General features: G+C 59.0%; 16 protein-coding genes. 3 read left to right on the top strand and 13 right to left on the bottom strand.

The genetic code is table 11. The features are described 5' to 3' along the window. Positions 1–36: 36 nt before the first annotated feature. Positions 37–387: a glutamine amidotransferase gene (locus QYH43_RS07760; RefSeq protein ID WP_301156783.1), complete on the bottom strand. Its 351-nt coding sequence runs from the start codon at positions 385–387 to the stop codon at positions 37–39. 278 nt (positions 388–665) lie between these two features. On the opposite strand from QYH43_RS07760, the gene QYH43_RS07755 reads away from it, so the two are divergent. Beyond that, the gene (locus QYH43_RS07755; RefSeq protein WP_095057514.1) at positions 666–2042 is read left to right on the top strand and encodes a glutamine synthetase family protein; all 1377 of its coding nucleotides are present in this window, start codon (positions 666–668) and stop codon (positions 2040–2042) included. 261 nt (positions 2043–2303) lie between these two features. Next, a complete protein-coding gene (locus tag QYH43_RS07750) occupies positions 2304–2942 on the top strand; it encodes a TetR/AcrR family transcriptional regulator (RefSeq protein ID WP_095057515.1) in 639 nt (212 codons plus the stop codon). A gap of 4 nt (positions 2943–2946) precedes the next feature. Here QYH43_RS07750 and QYH43_RS07745 read toward each other — a convergent pair whose 3' ends face one another. From QYH43_RS07745 to QYH43_RS07700, 10 genes are all read right to left on the bottom strand, one after another. After that, complete coding sequence (locus QYH43_RS07745; RefSeq protein WP_301156781.1) at positions 2947–3564, bottom strand: LpxA family transferase; 618 nt, start codon at positions 3562–3564, stop codon at positions 2947–2949. A gap of 113 nt (positions 3565–3677) precedes the next feature. Continuing rightward, on the bottom strand, positions 3678–3893 hold the full coding sequence (locus tag QYH43_RS07740; RefSeq protein ID WP_007967989.1) for a molybdopterin-binding protein: 216 nt from the start codon (positions 3891–3893) through the stop codon (positions 3678–3680). Between the two features lie 33 nt (positions 3894–3926). Beyond that, positions 3927–4733 (bottom strand): aliphatic sulfonates ABC transporter ATP-binding protein, encoded by an 807-nt coding sequence (gene ssuB / locus QYH43_RS07735; protein ID WP_095057516.1) that lies wholly within the window; start codon positions 4731–4733, stop codon positions 3927–3929. Then, complete coding sequence (gene ssuC / locus QYH43_RS07730; RefSeq protein ID WP_095057517.1) at positions 4730–5512, bottom strand: aliphatic sulfonate ABC transporter permease SsuC; 783 nt, start codon at positions 5510–5512, stop codon at positions 4730–4732. Before ssuC ends, ssuB begins: the two co-directional genes overlap by 4 nt. 8 nt (positions 5513–5520) lie before the next feature. Beyond that, entirely contained in the window at positions 5521–6669 is a 1149-nt protein-coding gene (gene ssuD / locus QYH43_RS07725; protein WP_095057518.1) for an FMNH2-dependent alkanesulfonate monooxygenase, read from the bottom strand. 25 nt (positions 6670–6694) lie between these two features. Continuing rightward, positions 6695–7660 (bottom strand): sulfonate ABC transporter substrate-binding protein, encoded by a 966-nt coding sequence (locus QYH43_RS07720; RefSeq protein WP_095057519.1) that lies wholly within the window; start codon positions 7658–7660, stop codon positions 6695–6697. A gap of 91 nt (positions 7661–7751) precedes the next feature. Next, positions 7752–8345: an NADPH-dependent FMN reductase gene (gene ssuE / locus QYH43_RS07715; protein ID WP_301156779.1), complete on the bottom strand. Its 594-nt coding sequence runs from the start codon at positions 8343–8345 to the stop codon at positions 7752–7754. Between the two features lie 297 nt (positions 8346–8642). After that, entirely contained in the window at positions 8643–9281 is a 639-nt protein-coding gene (locus QYH43_RS07710; protein ID WP_095057521.1) for a peroxiredoxin, read from the bottom strand. A gap of 294 nt (positions 9282–9575) precedes the next feature. After that, positions 9576–10913, bottom strand: a complete 1338-nt coding sequence (locus QYH43_RS07705; protein WP_095057522.1) for an OprD family porin — start codon at positions 10911–10913, stop codon at positions 9576–9578. A 389-nt stretch (positions 10914–11302) separates the two neighbouring features. Beyond that, positions 11303–12628 carry an OprD family outer membrane porin gene (locus tag QYH43_RS07700; protein WP_301156778.1) on the bottom strand — a complete coding sequence of 442 codons (1326 nt, stop codon included), beginning with the start codon at positions 12626–12628 and terminating at the stop codon, positions 11303–11305. A gap of 363 nt (positions 12629–12991) precedes the next feature. Between QYH43_RS07700 and tauA the strand changes: the two genes are divergently transcribed. After that, entirely contained in the window at positions 12992–13981 is a 990-nt protein-coding gene (gene tauA / locus QYH43_RS07695; RefSeq protein ID WP_095057524.1) for a taurine ABC transporter substrate-binding protein, read from the top strand. A gap of 98 nt (positions 13982–14079) precedes the next feature. Here the strand turns inward: tauA and argA are convergent, their stop codons facing one another. Together argA and argE are read right to left on the bottom strand one after the other, a co-directional pair. Then, positions 14080–15378: an amino-acid N-acetyltransferase gene (gene argA, locus QYH43_RS07690; protein WP_095057525.1), complete on the bottom strand. Its 1299-nt coding sequence runs from the start codon at positions 15376–15378 to the stop codon at positions 14080–14082. 233 nt (positions 15379–15611) lie between these two features. Beyond that, on the bottom strand, positions 15612–16778 hold the full coding sequence (argE, locus tag QYH43_RS07685) for an acetylornithine deacetylase (RefSeq protein ID WP_301156777.1): 1167 nt from the start codon (positions 16776–16778) through the stop codon (positions 15612–15614). Positions 16779–16903: the final 125 nt, after the last annotated feature.

The raw sequence follows: 16903 nt of genomic DNA, 5'->3' as shown, positions 1-16903 counted from the left end.
GCCTCTAGGCTTTGAGTTTCCTGACTCTTTCATGAGTCAGGCGATAGTTGACGCATCGGCGTCGCGTTGGAATGCAAGTCTGCGCCAGGCCGGCGTGCTTGTGGGCACATGCACCGAGATCAGGCGTGCAGAATCGCGAGCGGTGCCCTGCACGATGGCTGAGCCGCTATTGTGAATCGGTTCTATATTGAATGGAGTAACCGTAATGGGGGTGCCATTGCGACCGTCCAGAATATCGGACGGGGACAGTCGAACCGTCAAGGACGAGAGGATCATCCAGGCTGCTGAGCCCATGGCGCGGGCGGATATGTCACCACTGATATGGCAGACATGCCGACCGACCTGTCTTGAGCAGTCGGTGACGCCGATTAACGGCAGGCGAGACATGAAGCACCCCGGTATTATTGCTGTTATGGGTTTGATTCGAGCTTAGCCTTGTTCATTTTTTTACACAACACCCCCGTAAAAAATACAACACGGCCCGCTCAAGCTCGCGACGACCAACACACCAAAAGGTATAAAAACGCCCCAAAGTGCCTCAAAAAAGCCATACGAGCGCTTTTTTAGGGCAAAAAAGGCCTTGCTTGACTTCGGCATGCCGTTCGGGTTGACTGAAACCAGAAAAGATCAATGATTGATATTTTTAACAACAAAGGTGTTGCATCATGTCGGTACCCCCGCGTGCCGTTCAGCTTAACGAAGCGAACGCGTTCCTTAAGGAACATCCTGAGGTTCTGTACGTTGACCTTCTGATTGCGGATATGAATGGTGTGGTGCGCGGCAAGCGCATTGAACGCACCAGCCTCCACAAGGTTTACGAGAAAGGCATCAACCTGCCGGCCTCTTTATTTGCTCTGGATATCAACGGCTCGACGGTGGAAAGCACCGGCCTGGGCCTGGACATCGGCGATGCTGACCGAATCTGCTATCCAATCCCCGATACCCTGTGCAACGAGCCATGGCAGAAGCGCCCGACCGCGCAACTGTTGATGACCATGCACGAACTCGAAGGCACCCCCTTCTTCGCCGATCCACGTGAAGTGCTGGCCAACGTGGTGCGCAAGTTCGACGAAATGGGCCTGACCATCTGCGCCGCGTTCGAACTGGAGTTCTACCTGATCGACCAGGAGAACGTGAACGGTCGTCCGCAACCGCCTCGCTCGCCGGTTTCCGGCAAACGTCCGCACTCGACACAGGTTTACCTGATCGACGACCTCGACGAATACGTCGACTGCCTCCAGGACATTCTGGAAGGCGCAAAAGAGCAAGGCATCCCGGCCGACGCCATCGTCAAGGAAAGTGCCCCGGCGCAGTTCGAAGTGAACCTGCACCACGTGGCCGATCCGATCAAGGCCTGCGACTACGCGGTCCTGCTCAAGCGCCTGATCAAGAACATCGCCTACGACCATGAAATGGACACCACCTTCATGGCCAAGCCTTACCCGGGCCAAGCGGGCAATGGTCTGCATGTCCATATCTCGATTCTCGACAAAGATGGCAAAAACATTTTTGCCAGTGAGGATCCCGAGCAGAACGCCGCACTGCGTCACGCGATCGGCGGTGTGCTCGAGACCCTACCGGCGCAGATGGCTTTCCTCTGCCCGAACGTCAACTCGTACCGTCGTTTCGGCGCACAGTTCTACGTGCCGAACTCGCCGTGCTGGGGCCTGGACAACCGTACCGTAGCGATTCGCGTACCGACCGGCTCTGCCGATGCCGTGCGCATCGAGCATCGCGTGGCCGGCGCCGACGCCAACCCGTACCTGCTGATGGCTTCGGTTTTGGCGGGCGTGCACCACGGCCTGACCAACAAGATCGAGCCGGGCGCTCCGGTCGAAGGCAACAGCTACGAGCAGAACGAGCAGAGCCTGCCGAACAACCTGCGCGATGCATTGCGCGAGCTGGACGACAGCGAAGTCATGGCCAAGTACATCGATCCGAAATACATCGATATCTTCGTCGCGTGCAAAGAGAGCGAGCTGGAGGAGTTCGAACACTCCATCTCCGACCTTGAGTACAACTGGTACCTGCATACCGTTTAATCGGTTGCAGTAAAAAAACGCCGCCGGCCTCACACCCGACGGCGTTTTTTTATGGGTGCCATCAAACCCTGTGGCGAGGGAGCTTGCTCCCGCTGGAGGCCGAAGGACTCGCTTTCATCCGCAGTCGGTTCTGTCAGGCACACCGCATCGGCCGTTTTGGGGCCGCTTCGCAACCCAACGGGAGCAAGCTCCCTCGCCACAGGGGATATGGAACATCTGCCCGCTCTGCGTACAATGCCCGCTGCCCCGCAGGAGACTCCAATGACACGCGTAGCCAGCCCCCGCAAACCCCGCGCACGCAGCCAGGCCCGGATCGATTCGATACTCGATGCCGCCCGCACGCTGCTGGCCGCCGAGGGCGTGGCCAGTCTGTCGATCTACAGCGTCGCCGAGCGTGCGGAGATTCCGCCCTCCTCCGTCTACCATTTTTTCGCCAGCGTCCCGGCCTTGCTCGAAGCGTTGACTGCCGACGTGCACGCGGCATTCCGCGCTTGTCTGCAAGCGCCCATCGACCACCACGCGCTGAGCGGTTGGCGTGACCTGTCGCGGCTGGTGGAACAGCGCATGCTGGCGATCTACAGCGAAGACGCCGCCGCCCGCCAGCTCATTCTGGCCCAGCACGGCCTGACCGAAGTCACCCAGGCCGACCGCCAGCACGACATCGAATTGGGCGACCTGATGCACAAGCTTTTCGACCACCATTTCGAACTGCCGAAGCTTCCGATGGATGTCGACGTATTTGCCCTGGCCATGGAACTGGGCGACCGCGTCTACGCACGCTCGGTGCAGCAGCACGGGCAGATCACACCGCGTATGGCCGAGGAAGCGATGCGCGTGTTTGATGCCTATCTCGGGTTGTACCTGCCACCGTTCCTGCCCAAGCGCAGCCTCGGCGACTGATGTTTCAAACCTCTTCGCAATCGTAGAGCGCCAGGCGTCTGATCACTGTTCCCGGTCGCAGCAACCCGCCCGGCGCGACCACCGCGTTGGCACCGAGTCGCGCGCCGTCGCCCAACAGTGCACCGAACTTTTCGCACCCGGTCGACACCAGTCCATCACCGATCCGCACGTTCACGGTTTTGTCCGCACGCTCGTTGCGATAGTTGGCAATGAGGCTGCCCGCCTCCAGATTGACCCCGGCGCCCAGCACCGAGTCACCGACAAAATTGAAGTGAGCGAGTTTGCTGCCGGCAAACATGAAAGATGATTTGAGCTCGGCACCGGGGCCGATGATGCAGTGTTCGTCCAGCCAACACCCGCCACGCAGGTAAGCACCGGCAGCGATAAAACAGCCAGGGCCAATGATCAACGGCCCCTTGAGGATCGCCCCCTCTTCGACCTGCGCAGTGCGGTGGACGGCAATGTCGCCCGAGACTTGGTAATGCTCGTCCGACAGCTGCCGTAGCAGTTCGCGCACGCGCTCGGGGGCATCGCTCACCAGTTCCCAGGGCGTGAGATTTGCCCACCGGGCCAGTGCTGACTGGGTCACGCCATGAATGTAATCCGAAATCCTGACTGTCACCTTGATCTCCTTTTCGTCGTAAAAATTCACGTCGGACTCTACCACCGTCAGCGCAGGCAATAAAAAACCCCGAAGGGCTCAAACCCTTCGGGGTTGTTGTTTAAACACACCGCTTACAACTTGGCGATCGACACCTCGGTGGATTTCACGAACGCGATCACTTCACTGCCGACGGCCAGCTCCAGCTCCTTGACCGAACGCGTAGTGATCACCGAAGTGACGATGCCGGACGCCGTCTGCACGTCGATTTCCGACAGCACGTCGCCGAGGACGATTTCCTTGATGGAGCCTTTGAACTGGTTACGGACGTTGATGGCTTTGATAGTCATGATGTTGATTCCTGTCGTGGGATAAGACTTGAGTTATTGAGCCCAACGCAATTGCGTGGGCAAGGGTGAAACAGGTTCCGGTTCCGGCGGCTGGCCGGGCAGCGCCAGCACGCGATTGAGTACTTCGGTTTCCAGCGCCGCCAGCCGATGGGAGCCGCGCACCCGAGGGCGCGGCAGTTCCACGTGCAGGTCGAGTCCGACTTCGCCGTCTTCGATCAGGATCACCCGATCGGCAATTGCCACCGCTTCACTGACGTCATGGGTGACCAGCAAAACCGTGAAGCCGTGCTGTTGCCAGAGCCGTTCGATCAGTTGCTGCATTTCAATTCGAGTCAGGGCATCCAGCGCACCCAACGGTTCGTCGAGCAACAGCAAGCGCGGCTGATGAATCAGTGCACGAGCCAATGCCACGCGTTGTTTCTGTCCACCAGACAACGCGGCCGGCCACTCGTGGGCGCGATCAGCCAGACCGACCGCTTCCAGGGCTTGCAGCGCTTGCGGTTTCCAGTTGCCCTTGAGGCCGAGGCCAACGTTGTCGATGATCTTTTTCCACGGCAGCAACCGCGCTTCCTGGAACATCAGCCGCGTGTCTTCCTGCGCCTCACTGAGCGGCGCGGCACCGGCGAGCAACTCGCCACCCGTGGGCTGATCGAGCCCGGCGAGCAAGCGCAGCAAGGTACTTTTGCCGCAACCGCTACGCCCCACCACGGCGACAAACTGGCCGGCCGGTATGTGCAGGTCGATCTCGCGCAACACCTGCCGCGCACCAAAGGTTTTTTGCAGCTTGCGCACCGCCAGCGGAATCCCGCGCAGCAGTCGCGGAGGTTGTTGAGCCGTCATGCCGCACCTCCCTTGGCAACCTGATACGCCGGGTGCCAGCGCAGCCAGACACGTTCAAGTCCACGGGCCGCGAGGTCGGCCAATTTGCCGAGCACCGCGTACAACAGAATCGCCAGCACCACCACGTCGGTCTGCAAGAACTCCCGGGCATTCATCGCCAGATAGCCGATGCCGGAGCTGGCGGAAATGGTTTCCGCGACGATCAACGTCAACCACATGAAGCCCAGGGCGAAACGCACGCCCACCAGAATCGAAGGTAACGCCCCCGGCAGAATCACTTGCCGGAACAGACTGAAACCGGACAGGCCATAACTGCGCGCCATCTCCACCAGCGCCGGATCGACGTTGCGGATGCCGTGATAGGTGTTGAGGTAAATCGGAAACAACGTGCCCAGCGCCACCAGGAAAATCTTTGCCGACTCATCGATGCCGAACCACAGGATCACCAGCGGAATCAGCGCCAGGTGCGGCACGTTACGGATCATTTGCACCGAACTGTCGAGCAAGCGTTCGCCCCACTTCGACAACCCGGTGATGAACCCCAGTACCAGGCCGATACCGCCACCGATGGTGAATCCCAGGGCCGCACGCCAGCCGCTGATGGCCAGGTGCGTCCAGATTTCGCCGCTGCTGACCAGACTTACGCCGGCCTCGATCACGGCGATGGGCGCCGGCAGAATCCGTGTCGACAACCAGCCTGCCGACACCGACAACTGCCACACCGCCAGCAACAACACCGGCAACGCCCAGGGCGCGAGGCTGTGGATGAATTTGTTCATAGCGCGCCTCAGCTCTGGGACGCGGCTTTGGGAAGAATGTCGTTGGCGACCATTTCACCGAACGGGCTGACGTAACCGGCACTTTTCGGCAACTCTGGACGCTCGACGTCGAGGTGCGGGAACAGCAACTCGGCCACCCGGTACGACTCTTCCAGGTGTGGATAACCGGAGAAAATGAAGGTGTCGATGCCGAGGTCCGCGTATTCCTTCACCCGTGCGGCCACGGTCGGACCGTCGCCCACCAGCGCCGTACCGGCACCGCCGCGCACCAGGCCGACACCGGCCCACAGGTTAGGGCTGACTTCCAGGTTGTCGCGACTTCCGCCATGCAGCGCAGCCATGCGTTGCTGACCGACCGAATCGAAACGCGCCAGCGAGGCCTGGGCACGGGCGATGGTCTCGTTGTCCAGATGCGAGATCAATTTGTCCGCCGCTTGCCAGGCTTCGGCGTTGGTTTCACGCACGATCACATGCAGACGAATGCCGAAGCGTACGGTGCGACCAAGCTTGGCGGCTTTGGCACGAACCTGTTCGATCTTCTCGGCAACGGCGGCCGGAGGCTCACCCCAGGTCAACACCATTTCCACTTGCTCGGCGGCCAGGTCTTGCGCAGCTTCCGAAGACCCGCCGAAGTACAACGGCGGACGTGGTTGCTGGATCGGCGGATAGAGCAATTTCGCGCCCTTCACACTGATGTGCTGGCCGTCGTAATCGACCGTTTCACCTTCCAGCACGCGGCGCCAGATGCGGGTGAATTCCACCGAGGCCTGATAACGCTCCTCGTGGCTGAGGAACAGACCGTCGCCGGCCAACTCTTCTGGATCACCGCCGGTGACCAGGTTGAACAGCGCGCGCCCACCGGACAGACGATCCAGCGTCGCCGCCTGCCGCGCGGCTACAGTCGGGGAAATGATCCCGGGGCGCAGGGCGACAAGAAACTTCAGACGCTGGGTCACCGGAATCAGCGACGCCGCCACCAGCCACGAGTCTTCGCAGGAGCGACCGGTCGGAATCAGCACACCGCCAAATCCCAGACGATCCGCCGCTTGCGCGACCTGTTGCAGATAACCGTGGTCAACGGCGCGAGCGCCTTCGGCGGTGCCAAGGTAATGGCCGTCGCCGTGTGTAGGCAGGAACCAGAAGATATTGAGGCTCATGGAGTGGTCTCCTTGGGGAATCGAATTATTGGGCTTTGGCGAGAGCGGCCGGCGGCGTCCAGATCACGTCCTTGATGCTCAGCGGCTTGGGAATCAGCTTGAGCTGATAGAAGCTGTCGGCGATTTTCTGCTGTGCGGCAACCACTTCAGGCGTGAGGAACAGCGCGCCGTAACCCTGGCGTTTCACCGAGGTCAGGGTGATGTCTGTCGGCAGGCCAAGTAGCGGTGAAACCTGAGCCGTCACGTCCTGTGGATTGGCTTTGGACCATTCACCCACCGCTCGCACTTCTTCCACGAGGGTCTTGATCACTTCGGGATTTTTCTGCGCATACGGTTTGGTGGCGAGGTAGAACTGGTGGTTGTCGACGAGGCCCTGACCATCGCGCAGGGTGCGCGCTTGCAGTTGCTGTTCGGCGGCAGCCTGGTACGGATCCCAGATCACCCAAGCGTCGACACTTCCACGCTCGAACGCGGCACGGGCATCGGCTGGCGGCAGGAATACAGTCTGGATGTCGGTGTATTTGAGGCCGGCGTCTTCCAGCGCACGCACCAGCAGGTAGTGCACGTTGGAGCCTTTATTGAGCACGACTTTCTTGCCCTTGAGGTCCGCCACCGATTTGATCGGCGAGTCCTTCGGCACCAGCAGCGCTTCGCTGTGCGGCGCGGGCGGTTCGTAGGCGACGTAGAGCAGATCGGCACCGGCCGCCTGGGCAAACACCGGAGGGGTTTCGCCCGTCACGCCGAAGTCGATGGAGCCGACGTTCAGGCCTTCAAGCAGTTGCGGGCCACCGGGGAATTCAGTCCATTGCACGTCCACGCCTTGGGCAGCGAGGCGTTTTTCCAGGGTGCCTTTGGCTTTGAGCAGCACCAGGGTGCCGTATTTCTGATAGCCGATTCGAAGTGTCTCGGCCTGAGCTTGAGTAATGGCGCCGAAGGTGACAGCCGCAGCAAACAGAGCGACCAGACCACGACGCAAAATGACAGGGCGCATGGCGCTCTCCTTATTTGCAGTTGGGTTGTGGCTGCACCTGCTTGCCCGTTAGCGGGCGAGTAAGGCCAGTACTTCATTCTTTCGGTGGGACTTAAATGCTCCAGCGAGCACTCAACAAACGATCATTCAGCAGGTTCGGATCGAGCGGCTTGGGCCGTCTCGCCATGGCGCTGAAAAACAGCTCCAGCGATTCATTCAGTCGTTGTTCCAGCTCTGGCGCCAACTGCGCCAGCGCGCTGCCTTCGCCGTAAGCAATCTGGCTGTCGACAGCGAAAATCCCTTGCAGCAACTCCTGTGCCTTCAAGGCCGACAGCACCGGTTTGAGCGCGTAGTCCACCGCCAGCATGTGGGCGATACTGCCGCCAGTGGCTATTGGCAGAACTACTTTGTGGCTCAGGCCGCGCTCGGGCAGCAGGTCCAGCACGACTTTCAATGCGCCGGAAAAAGAGGCCTTGTAAACCGGTGTCGCAATCAGCAAACCATCGGCGTTTTCAATCTGTTGCAGCAGGTCGATGATCTTGGGGCTGTCGAAGCGTGCGTGGAGCAAGTCTTCGGCCGGGAAGTCCCGTACCTGGTAACTCACCACCTCGACACCCTGCGTTTGTAACCATTGCCGGGAGCGATCCAGCAGCACCCCGGAACGGGAGCGTTGGCTGGGACTGCCACCGAGTGAGACGACCAACATTCGGACGATTCCTTGAGCGGTGTTGGCGATTCGCGGCTTGCGATCTCGCTTCGATGGAGTGACCTTAACAGGTGATTTATATATCTATAAATCATATTTATTCATTTGGTTATGCGTTATGGAAATATACAAACCGTTTTCTTCCAGGCAAAAAAACAGGCCGTCGAAACGGCCTGAAATCCCCTGCTTAGAGAGCATCCGAACACATACCTGCAGGCGCTGGCTTGCCGGCGATAGCGGTGCGCCTGAAGCACCGCGTCGCCTGGTTCGCCGGCAAGCCAGCGCCTACAAAAGCAATTAGCGGTTGGGCTGCGGCGTCAGGCGCAGGTACGGTTTCACCGCACGGTAGCCCTTGGGAAAGCGCCGTTTGATTTCCGCTTCATCCTTGAGCGACGGCACGATCACCACGTCATCACCGTCCTGCCAGTTGGCCGGGGTGGCCACCTTGTAGTTATCGGTGAGTTGCAGCGAGTCGATCACCCGCAGGATCTCGTTGAAGTTGCGGCCGGTGCTCGCCGGGTAAGTGATGGTCAACCGAACCTTCTTGTTCGGGTCGATGACGAACAGCGAGCGCACCGTCAGGGTGTCGTTGGCGTTGGGATGGATCAAGTCGTAGAGGTCCGAGACTTTGCGGTCGGCATCGTCGAGGATCGGGAAGTTGACCACCGTGCTCTGGGTTTCATTGATGTCTTCGATCCACTTGTGATGCGACTCCACCGAGTCCACGGACAAGGCGATGGCCTTGACGCCGCGCTGGGCGAATTCGTCCTTGAGCCTGGCGGTGAGGCCCAACTCGGTGGTGCACACCGGTGTGAAATCCGCCGGATGGGAAAACAGCACGCCCCAGCTATCGCCCAGCCACTGGTGGAAACGGATGGTGCCGGCGCTGGAGTTCTGTTCGAAGTCGGGGGCGATGTCGCCGAGTCTGAGGCTCATGGTGCTGCTCCTTGTGAGTGCTTGATGAGCTCAACTGTGCCTGTGTTTTTTAACTATTAAAAAGAATAAATATCGATTTATTTAGATCGTAATTGAATATTAAAAATCTGTTCACTGGACGTCCTTACGCATCACGCCCACCATCGTCGCCAAGGTTCGAGAAGGCCTTGAGTTGCTGCAAAGAGGGGAACTTCATGGCGTGTTTACGGGGGTGAACCCGCCTTGAGAAAGCAAAAGCCCCGCCCGGCGTGATGCCGGGCGGGGCTTTTTTTCGTCTCGGTTACGCGAGCGCTGTTACAGCAGCGGGATCGAGTAGCTGAGGATCAGGCGGTTTTCGTCCTGGTCGCGAACACCCGCGATATTGGTGCGCCATGTAGCGTTTTTCCAGGTCAGGCCGAGATTCTTCAGTGGGCCTTCTTGCAATACGTAAGCAACGCTCAGGTCACGTTCCCACTCGGAAGCGCCGCTGGCTGCTTCAGCGCCGGCCCTGTTGACGGTGTCGATGTTATCGCCATGCAGGTACACCATACCCGCCGTCAGGCCAGGTACGCCGACCTTGGCAAAGTCATACGAGTAGCGTGCTTGCCAGGTGCGCTCGCCGGCACGACCGAACTTCTGGATTTGCGAATCGGTGATGGTGTAGTTCGAAGAACCGTCACCCTGGTTCAGCCAAGGGAAATCGCTGCTGCCATTGCTGACCTGATAACCGCCGCCGAAGGTGTGACCGGCAACGGAGTACAGGAACAGGCCGCTGTACAGATTGTTGTCTACCTTGCCCTTGCCGTTTGGCACACCGCTGTAGTTGCCGGTGCTGTAGTAATCCGGGTTGTAGCCGTTGGCACCGTCATCGGAGCTGTTGAAGTAGCGCAAGTCCGACTTCAACACGCCCGGGCCGATGGCCCAGTTGTGTACCAGACCCAGGAAGTGCTGCTTATAGAAGTCTTCCAGGTTGCCGTAGTAGTACTGGGCAGTCAGGTCTTTGGTGAGCTTGTAGTCACCACCGGCGTAGATGAACTTGTTGCTATTGATAGTGCGCGGGGATGCACCATTGATAGACATCTGTTCATTGTTGCTCGAGTTACGGCCTTTCACGTGCTCGATCTGGCCGCCGATCAGCGTCAGGTCCTTGATCTCGCCGGACGTGAGCTGGCCACCTTCCCAGGTTTGTGGCAGCAGGCGACCATCGTTGGTCACGATCACCGGCAGTTTTGGTTGCAGAGTGCCCAGTTTCAGCTCGGTCTGCGAGATCTTGGCCTTGGCCGTCAGGCCCAGGCTGGAGAAGTCATCAACCGCTTCGCCGTTGGACTTGCTCGGGAAAACAGTGCCGCCGTAAGACGTCGACGTCGCACCGTTGGTGCCACCGCCCGAATCCAGACGCACGCCCAGCAGGCCAATCGCATCAATACCGAAGCCGACAGTGCCTTGGGTGTAACCAGAGATGAAACGCAGATCAAAGCCTTGGCCCCATTCTTCGTTCCTGCTTGGATCGGCAGCACCACTGCGGTTATCGGTGTTGATGTAGAAGTTACGCAGCCCCAATGTTGCCTTGCTGTCTTCGATAAAACCGGCGGCGCCTGCCTGCTGCGCCAAAACCCCTGTGGCCACAGCCAGGGCCAAGGTGGACTTATTCATGTTTCGCTCCTCTCGTTTCTAATTCTTCTGTTTCTGGTCCTGGATCTGGTGCCCGGGATCCTAAACGCTTAATTTCGCGGCATACCGTCTAAGCCGGTCGTTTGGCGGCCGCAGGATACATCGCCATAAAGCCAAAATGAATCGCTTGGTGCTTTTTAATATCTTTGTGGAATATACGTTTCCGCGACAGATCCGAGGTATCGGCGGCAAAGGCCGATTCCTTAAGCTGATCATTTTTCGAGGGACCGCGACGGCCGGACCCGCTCACTTTAGGCGGCGGACACAAAAACCAAAAAGAATAAAAAATGATTACGTGCAGCTTTTGTGGAATATAAAAATTCACACGAAAAAAAGCCCCGCCAGTTGGCAGGGCCTTTTCGAACGGCTAGTTACAGGAAGCTGTAGGTGTAGTTGAAGATCAGGCGGGTCTGGTCCTGGTCGGCGATGTTGATTTCGCTGCCACGATAAACGCCGTTACGCAACGTCACGCCGAAGCCTTTGAGAGCGCCCTGCTGGACGGTGTAGTCGATCCGCATGTCGCGCTCCCACTCGGACATATCGCTGCCACCCGTAGCGGATTTGATGTTGTCGCCATGCAGATAGGAAATCGCCGTTTTCAGACCTGGCACACCCAGACCGGCGAAGTCATAGCTGTACTGGCCGAACGTGGTGTTCTCACCTGCGCGGACGAAACCGTTGATCATCGAATCGGTGAACAGGTAGAAGCTCGAGCCACCCGCGCCCAGGTTATGACCGTTGTCACCTGTCAGGCTGCCCTGGTTCAGGTAAACGAAGCCACCGTCATCGTTGACGCGCTGGTGACCCAGCAGGAAGGCGTTGCCACCCAGGGTGTAGGTGAACATGGCGCTCCAGGTCTTGTTATCGACCTCGCCCGGGGTCTTGGCGTAACCACCGTTGTTGTTGAAGCGATAGCCGGTCTCACCGTTCTTGCCATCGGCGCTGCTGTCGAAGTAACGAACGTCGGTCTTGAACGACTGGTTGGGAGCAATCGGGTAGACGTGCACCAAACCGAAGAAGTTTTGCTTGTAGTAGTCTTCCAGGTTCGCATAGTAGTACTGCAAGGTCAGGTCTTTGGTGACCTTCCAGTCAGTACCGCCGTAAAGGAACTTGTTGCTTTCTTCTGTCCCGCCATTCACAGCCAGGCCATCAGTGTTAGACGAGGCGCGACCTGCCGCGTGTTCCAGCTGACCCGCGTTAAAGGTCCAGCCGTCGAATTCCTTGGAGGTGATGGTGCCACCTTCAAAAGTCTGTGGCAGCAAACGGCCATCGCTCGCGATCAGAATCGGCAAGTTGGGTTGTAGAGCCCCACCGAGGTGCGCCTCGGTCTTGGAGAAGCGTGCTTTCACGTTGGCAGCCGCACGGCTCCACTGGTCCACTGCCGAATGATCGGTGTCGCTTGGGACGAAGGTGTTGGGATCAGGGTGATGGCCTTTGCCACCGTCCAGATGGATACCCACCAACGCCTGGGCATCAATACCGAAACCGACACTGCCTTGAGTGAAACCGGACAGGTAATCGAACTTCAGGCCTTCAGCGGTTTCTCGCTGATCCGCGTTGCCATCCCGATTATCGTTATTGAAATACATGGTGCGAGAACTGACGGAAGCCTTGCTGTCTTCGAAGAAACCTGCGGCGCTTGCCTGCTGCGCCAAAACCCCTACGGCCACGGCGACAGCCAAGGTGGACTTGTTCATGTTGAAGCTCCTCTCGTTTCTAATTCTTGTATTCCTGGTTCCGGATCGATTGCCCGAAATCCTAAGATGCGCGATTAGCGCCAGACCGAGACCCACAAGTCAATCGTAACTACGTGTGTCTACGACCATGGTCTAATCCCCCGTTTTTTGGTCCATGCAGGGTCATGAGCTCGTCATAAACCTGAAAAGAAATAGGCAGTTCTTTTCTAATACCGTTTAGGTATTTAGGTCATAGCCCCAAACGTCGCGGCCTAGAGCGACCGGGCTCATAAGCTAATTCCAAAATGGTATTTGTTAGAGTTTTTTTAGATCGTTTAGCGTTGACGCAGTTCGGAAATAATTCCTTTACCGAAAGGCGATCCCATGACGATCAAGCGCGCACTATCCGGCTCATTTGTTACAGTTTATGTATCGCTCGCTGTTTCCTTTTCAGCTCATGCGGCCAACCTCACCGTTGGCTATCAAACCGGAATAGACCCCAGCAAGGTGCCTCAGGCGGACGGCCTTTATGAAAAGTCCATCGGCCAACCAATCGACTGGCGACGCTTCAACAGCGGTCCGGAAGTGGTCACGGCCATCGCTTCGGGGGACGTGCAGATCGGCAATCTGGGTTCAAGCCCGCTGGCGGCCGCCGCGTCCCGTAACTTGCCGATTGTCGCGTTCATCGTGTCAGCCCAGATCAATGCGGCCGAAGCGTTGGTGGTTCGCAACGGTAGCGGCATCGAAAAACCGGAAGATCTGATCGGAAAGACTATCGCCACGCCGTTCGTTTCGACCTCCCACTACAGCCTGCTCGGCGCGTTGAAGCACTGGGGGCTGGATGGCTCGAAAGTCAAAGTGGTGAACCTGCAACCGGCAGAAATTGCGGCAGCCTGGAAGCGCGGCGATATTGATGGCGCGTTTGTCTGGTCGCCGGCGCTTGGGGAGATCCGCAAGACCGGCAAGACTTTGACCGACGCCGCGCAAGTGGGCCAATGGGGCGCACCGACGTTCGAGGTATGGGTGGCGCGCAAGGATTACGCCGAGAAGCACCCGGAGGTCGTGGCTAAATTTGCCAAGGTCACACTGGATTCCTTTGCCGAGTATGCCGCCCATAAATCTGACTGGACCGCCAACTCGGTGCCGGTACAGAAAATCGCCAAACTGACCGGTGCCAATGCCGCTGACGTGCCTGAGTTGTTGGCCGGATCAGCCTTCCCGGATGCCAAGGCTCAGCAAAGCTCCGCGCTGCTGGACGGCGGTACGGCCAAGGCGATTGGCGAGACGGCTAAATTCTTGAAGGAGCAAGGAAAGGTAGAGACGGTGTTGCTGGACTATTCGCCGTATGTCAGCGCGAAGTTCGTAACCGAGTAATTATTGCGGTTGCTTCGCAACCGATCGCTGGCAAGCCAGCTCCTACAGGTCGGCGCAAATCATGTAGGAGCTGGCTTGCCAGCGATGGGGCTATTCGGTCAAAGGGCTTTTTCGAAGATCTTCGAGTTACGCTGATAGTTGTACAGCGACGCTCGCGCCGATGGCAGGCGATCAACGCTGCTCGGCACAAAACCACGTTCGCGGAACCAGTGAGCGGTGCGGGTGGTGAGCACGAACAAGGTTTTCAAACCCTGAGCCCGGGCGCGGGTCTCGATGCGCTCCAGCAATTCATCGCCGCGACCGCCATGGCGATACTCCGGATTCACCGCCAGGCACGCCAGCTCACCGGCATCCGAATCGGCAATCTGATACAGCGCCGCACACGCGATGATCATGCCTTCACGCTCGACCACGCTGAACTGCTCGATCTCGCGCTCCAGCACTTCACGGGAACGGCGCACCAGAATCCCCTGCTCTTCCAGCGGGCTGATCAAGTCGAGCAATCCGCCGACGTCTTCGATGGCCGCTTCGCGCACCACTTCAAACTGCTCCTGCGCCACCAGCGTACCGCCGCCGTCACGGGTGAACAGTTCGGTCAGCAATGCGCCGTTCTCGGCATAGCTGACGATATGACTACGGGCCACGCCGCCACGGCAAGCTTCGGCAGCGGCATCCAACAGTTCTGCCTGATAGTTACTGCCCAGGCGCTGCAAATGCGCCGGCACCTGCTGCGGACGCAACTCACGCACCAGACGTCCGTTTTCGTCGATCAAACCCAGTTCGGCGCCAAACAGCAGCAGCTTGTCCGCGCCCAACTCGATGGCCGCCCGCGTGGCGACGTCTTCACAGGCCAGGTTGAAAATCTCACCGGTCGGCGAGTAGCCCAACGGCGACAGCAGCACGATGGAGCGCTCGTCCAGCAGACGGTTGATGCCCTTGCGATCGACCCGGCGCACTTCGCCGGTGTGGTGGTAGTCGACGCCTTCGAGTACGCCGATCGGCCGTGCCGTCACCAGGTTGCCGCTGGCGACCCGCAAGCGCGAGCCCTGCATCGGCGACGAGGCCATGTCCATCGACAGGCGCGCCTCAATGGCGATGCGCAATTGGCCGACGGCATCGATCACGCACTCCAGGGTTGCCGCATCAGTGATGCGCATGCCGTGGTGGTAATGCGGGGTCAGACCGCGAGCGGCGAGGCGGGATTCGATTTGCGGGCGCGAGCCGTGGACCAGCACCAATCGCACGCCCAGGCTGTGCAACAGCACCAGGTCGTGGACGATATTGCCGAAATTCGGGTGTTCAACGCCGTCGCCGGGCAGCATGACGACAAAGGTGCAATCGCGGTGGGCGTTGATGTAGGGCGAAGCGTGACGAAGCCAATTAACGTATTCGGGCATGAACCAGGGCCTGTAATAAATAGCAGCCGAAAAAAGGGCGAAACAGAAAAACGCACAACGGGCTGATGGTTATCGTCGGAACAGGCTTGGCAACACGCGCGCTCTCCTCATGAATACGGGTTTCAACATCGGCAATTTATACATGAAACCTGTAGGAGCCGGCTTGCTGGCGATGCAAGCGCTGCGATCCGGCAGATGAACCGCGTAATAGTTCATCGCCAGCAAGCCGGCTCCTACAGGTTGTGTTGCGTTTGGGCCGGTGTCAGGCAGTAATGTTCGATCAGTTGACGTAATAGATGCACCGTAGGCTGCAAACGTGACATTTCGAGGTATTCCCCCGGCTGGTGGGCGCAGGCGATATCGCCAGGGCCGAGCACCAGTGTTTCGCAGCCAAGACGCTGAAGATAAGGCGCTTCGGTGCCGAACGCCACTGCTTCGGCGCTGTGGCCGGTGAGCTTTTCGGCGATTCGTACCAGTTCCGCGTCTTCGGCCTGCTCGAAGGACGGCACGTCGGGGAACAGCGGCGCGTAGGTGATCTTCACCTGATGCCGCTCGGCAACCGGGTTGAGCTTCTGCAGGATCTCGGCACGCAAGACCTTGGGGTCCATGCCGGGCAACGGACGCAGGTCAAACTCGAGCGAACACTGGCCGCAGATGCGGTTGGGATTGTCGCCGCCATGGATGCAGCCGAAATTCATCGTGGGCATCGGCACGCCGAACTGTGGATTGCGAAATTCACGCTGCCACAACAGGCGCAGGCCACGCAGTTCGCCGATGGCATCGTGCATGGCTTCCAGGGCGCTGTGACCCAGGCGCGGGTCCGAGGAATGGCCGCTCTGCCCGAGGATGTCGATGCGCTCCATCATGATGCCTTTGTGCATGCGGATCGGCTTGAGCCCGGTCGGCTCGCCGATCACCGCAGCACGCCCCAGCGGCCGCCCCGCTGCCGCCAACGCACGGGCGCCGGACATCGAACTTTCTTCATCGCAGGTAGCGAGGATCAGCAGCGGTTGCTTGAACGGTTGATCGAGCAGTGGTCTGACGGCTTCGATGGCCAGGGCGAAAAAGCCCTTCATGTCGCAGCTGCCCAGGCCGACCCAGCGACCGTCGACTTCGGTCAGTTTCAGAGGATCGGTCTGCCACAACGCGCCATCGAACGGCACGGTGTCACTGTGACCGGCCAGCACGAGCCCGCCGGGACCTGAGCCAAAACTGGCCAGCAGATTGAATTTGCCAGGGCTGACTTGTTGGATGTCGCAGGCAAAACCCAGGTCTCCGAGCCATGCGGCCAGCAGGTCGATCACCGGGCGGTTGGTTTGATCGAGGCTCGCTTGAGTACAGCTGACGGACGGTGCAGCGATCAGTGCAGCGAACTGATCTTTCATGGACGGCAATGGCATCGCTGACTCCCGACTCGCGGATTGAAGTCCATCATAGAGCTATCCGGCGACAGGAATAAACCGTTGCACGGCGTAGGAAGGTTGAGTCCTGTACACTGCACGACCTTGGCAGCCACATATTCCCC

It is taken from the genome of Pseudomonas sp. C32, assembly GCF_030417915.1.
In the GTDB taxonomy this organism is placed as follows: Bacteria; Pseudomonadota; Gammaproteobacteria; order Pseudomonadales; family Pseudomonadaceae; genus Aquipseudomonas.
Note: the sequence above shows the minus strand (reverse complement) of the source record. Positions and strands in the feature narration are given on the sequence as shown.

Bases quoted from the DNA above. Each gene is read 5' to 3' on its own strand.
- QYH43_RS07700 (WP_301156778.1), bottom strand. From the start codon at position 12,628: ATGAACAAGTCCACCTTGGCTGTCGCCGTGGCCGTAGGGGTTTTGGCG.
- ssuC (WP_095057517.1), bottom strand. From the start codon at position 5,512: ATGAACAAATTCATCCACAGCCTCGCGCCCTGGGCGTTGCCGGTGTTG.
- argE (WP_301156777.1), bottom strand. From the start codon at position 16,778: ATGCCATTGCCGTCCATGAAAGATCAGTTCGCTGCACTGATCGCTGCA.
- ssuE (WP_301156779.1), bottom strand. From the start codon at position 8,345: ATGTTGGTCGTCTCACTCGGTGGCAGTCCCAGCCAACGCTCCCGTTCC.
- QYH43_RS07710 (WP_095057521.1), bottom strand. From the start codon at position 9,281: ATGAGCCTCAGACTCGGCGACATCGCCCCCGACTTCGAACAGAACTCC.
- QYH43_RS07720 (WP_095057519.1), bottom strand. From the start codon at position 7,660: ATGCGCCCTGTCATTTTGCGTCGTGGTCTGGTCGCTCTGTTTGCTGCG.
- tauA (WP_095057524.1), top strand. From the start codon at position 12,992: ATGACGATCAAGCGCGCACTATCCGGCTCATTTGTTACAGTTTATGTA.
- QYH43_RS07755 (WP_095057514.1), top strand. From the start codon at position 666: ATGTCGGTACCCCCGCGTGCCGTTCAGCTTAACGAAGCGAACGCGTTC.
- ssuD (WP_095057518.1), bottom strand. From the start codon at position 6,669: ATGAGCCTCAATATCTTCTGGTTCCTGCCTACACACGGCGACGGCCAT.
- ssuB (WP_095057516.1), bottom strand. From the start codon at position 4,733: ATGACGGCTCAACAACCTCCGCGACTGCTGCGCGGGATTCCGCTGGCG.
- argA (WP_095057525.1), bottom strand. From the start codon at position 15,378: ATGCCCGAATACGTTAATTGGCTTCGTCACGCTTCGCCCTACATCAAC.
- QYH43_RS07750 (WP_095057515.1), top strand. From the start codon at position 2,304: ATGACACGCGTAGCCAGCCCCCGCAAACCCCGCGCACGCAGCCAGGCC.
- QYH43_RS07740 (WP_007967989.1), bottom strand. From the start codon at position 3,893: ATGACTATCAAAGCCATCAACGTCCGTAACCAGTTCAAAGGCTCCATC.
- QYH43_RS07760 (WP_301156783.1), bottom strand. From the start codon at position 387: ATGTCTCGCCTGCCGTTAATCGGCGTCACCGACTGCTCAAGACAGGTC.
- QYH43_RS07705 (WP_095057522.1), bottom strand. From the start codon at position 10,913: ATGAATAAGTCCACCTTGGCCCTGGCTGTGGCCACAGGGGTTTTGGCG.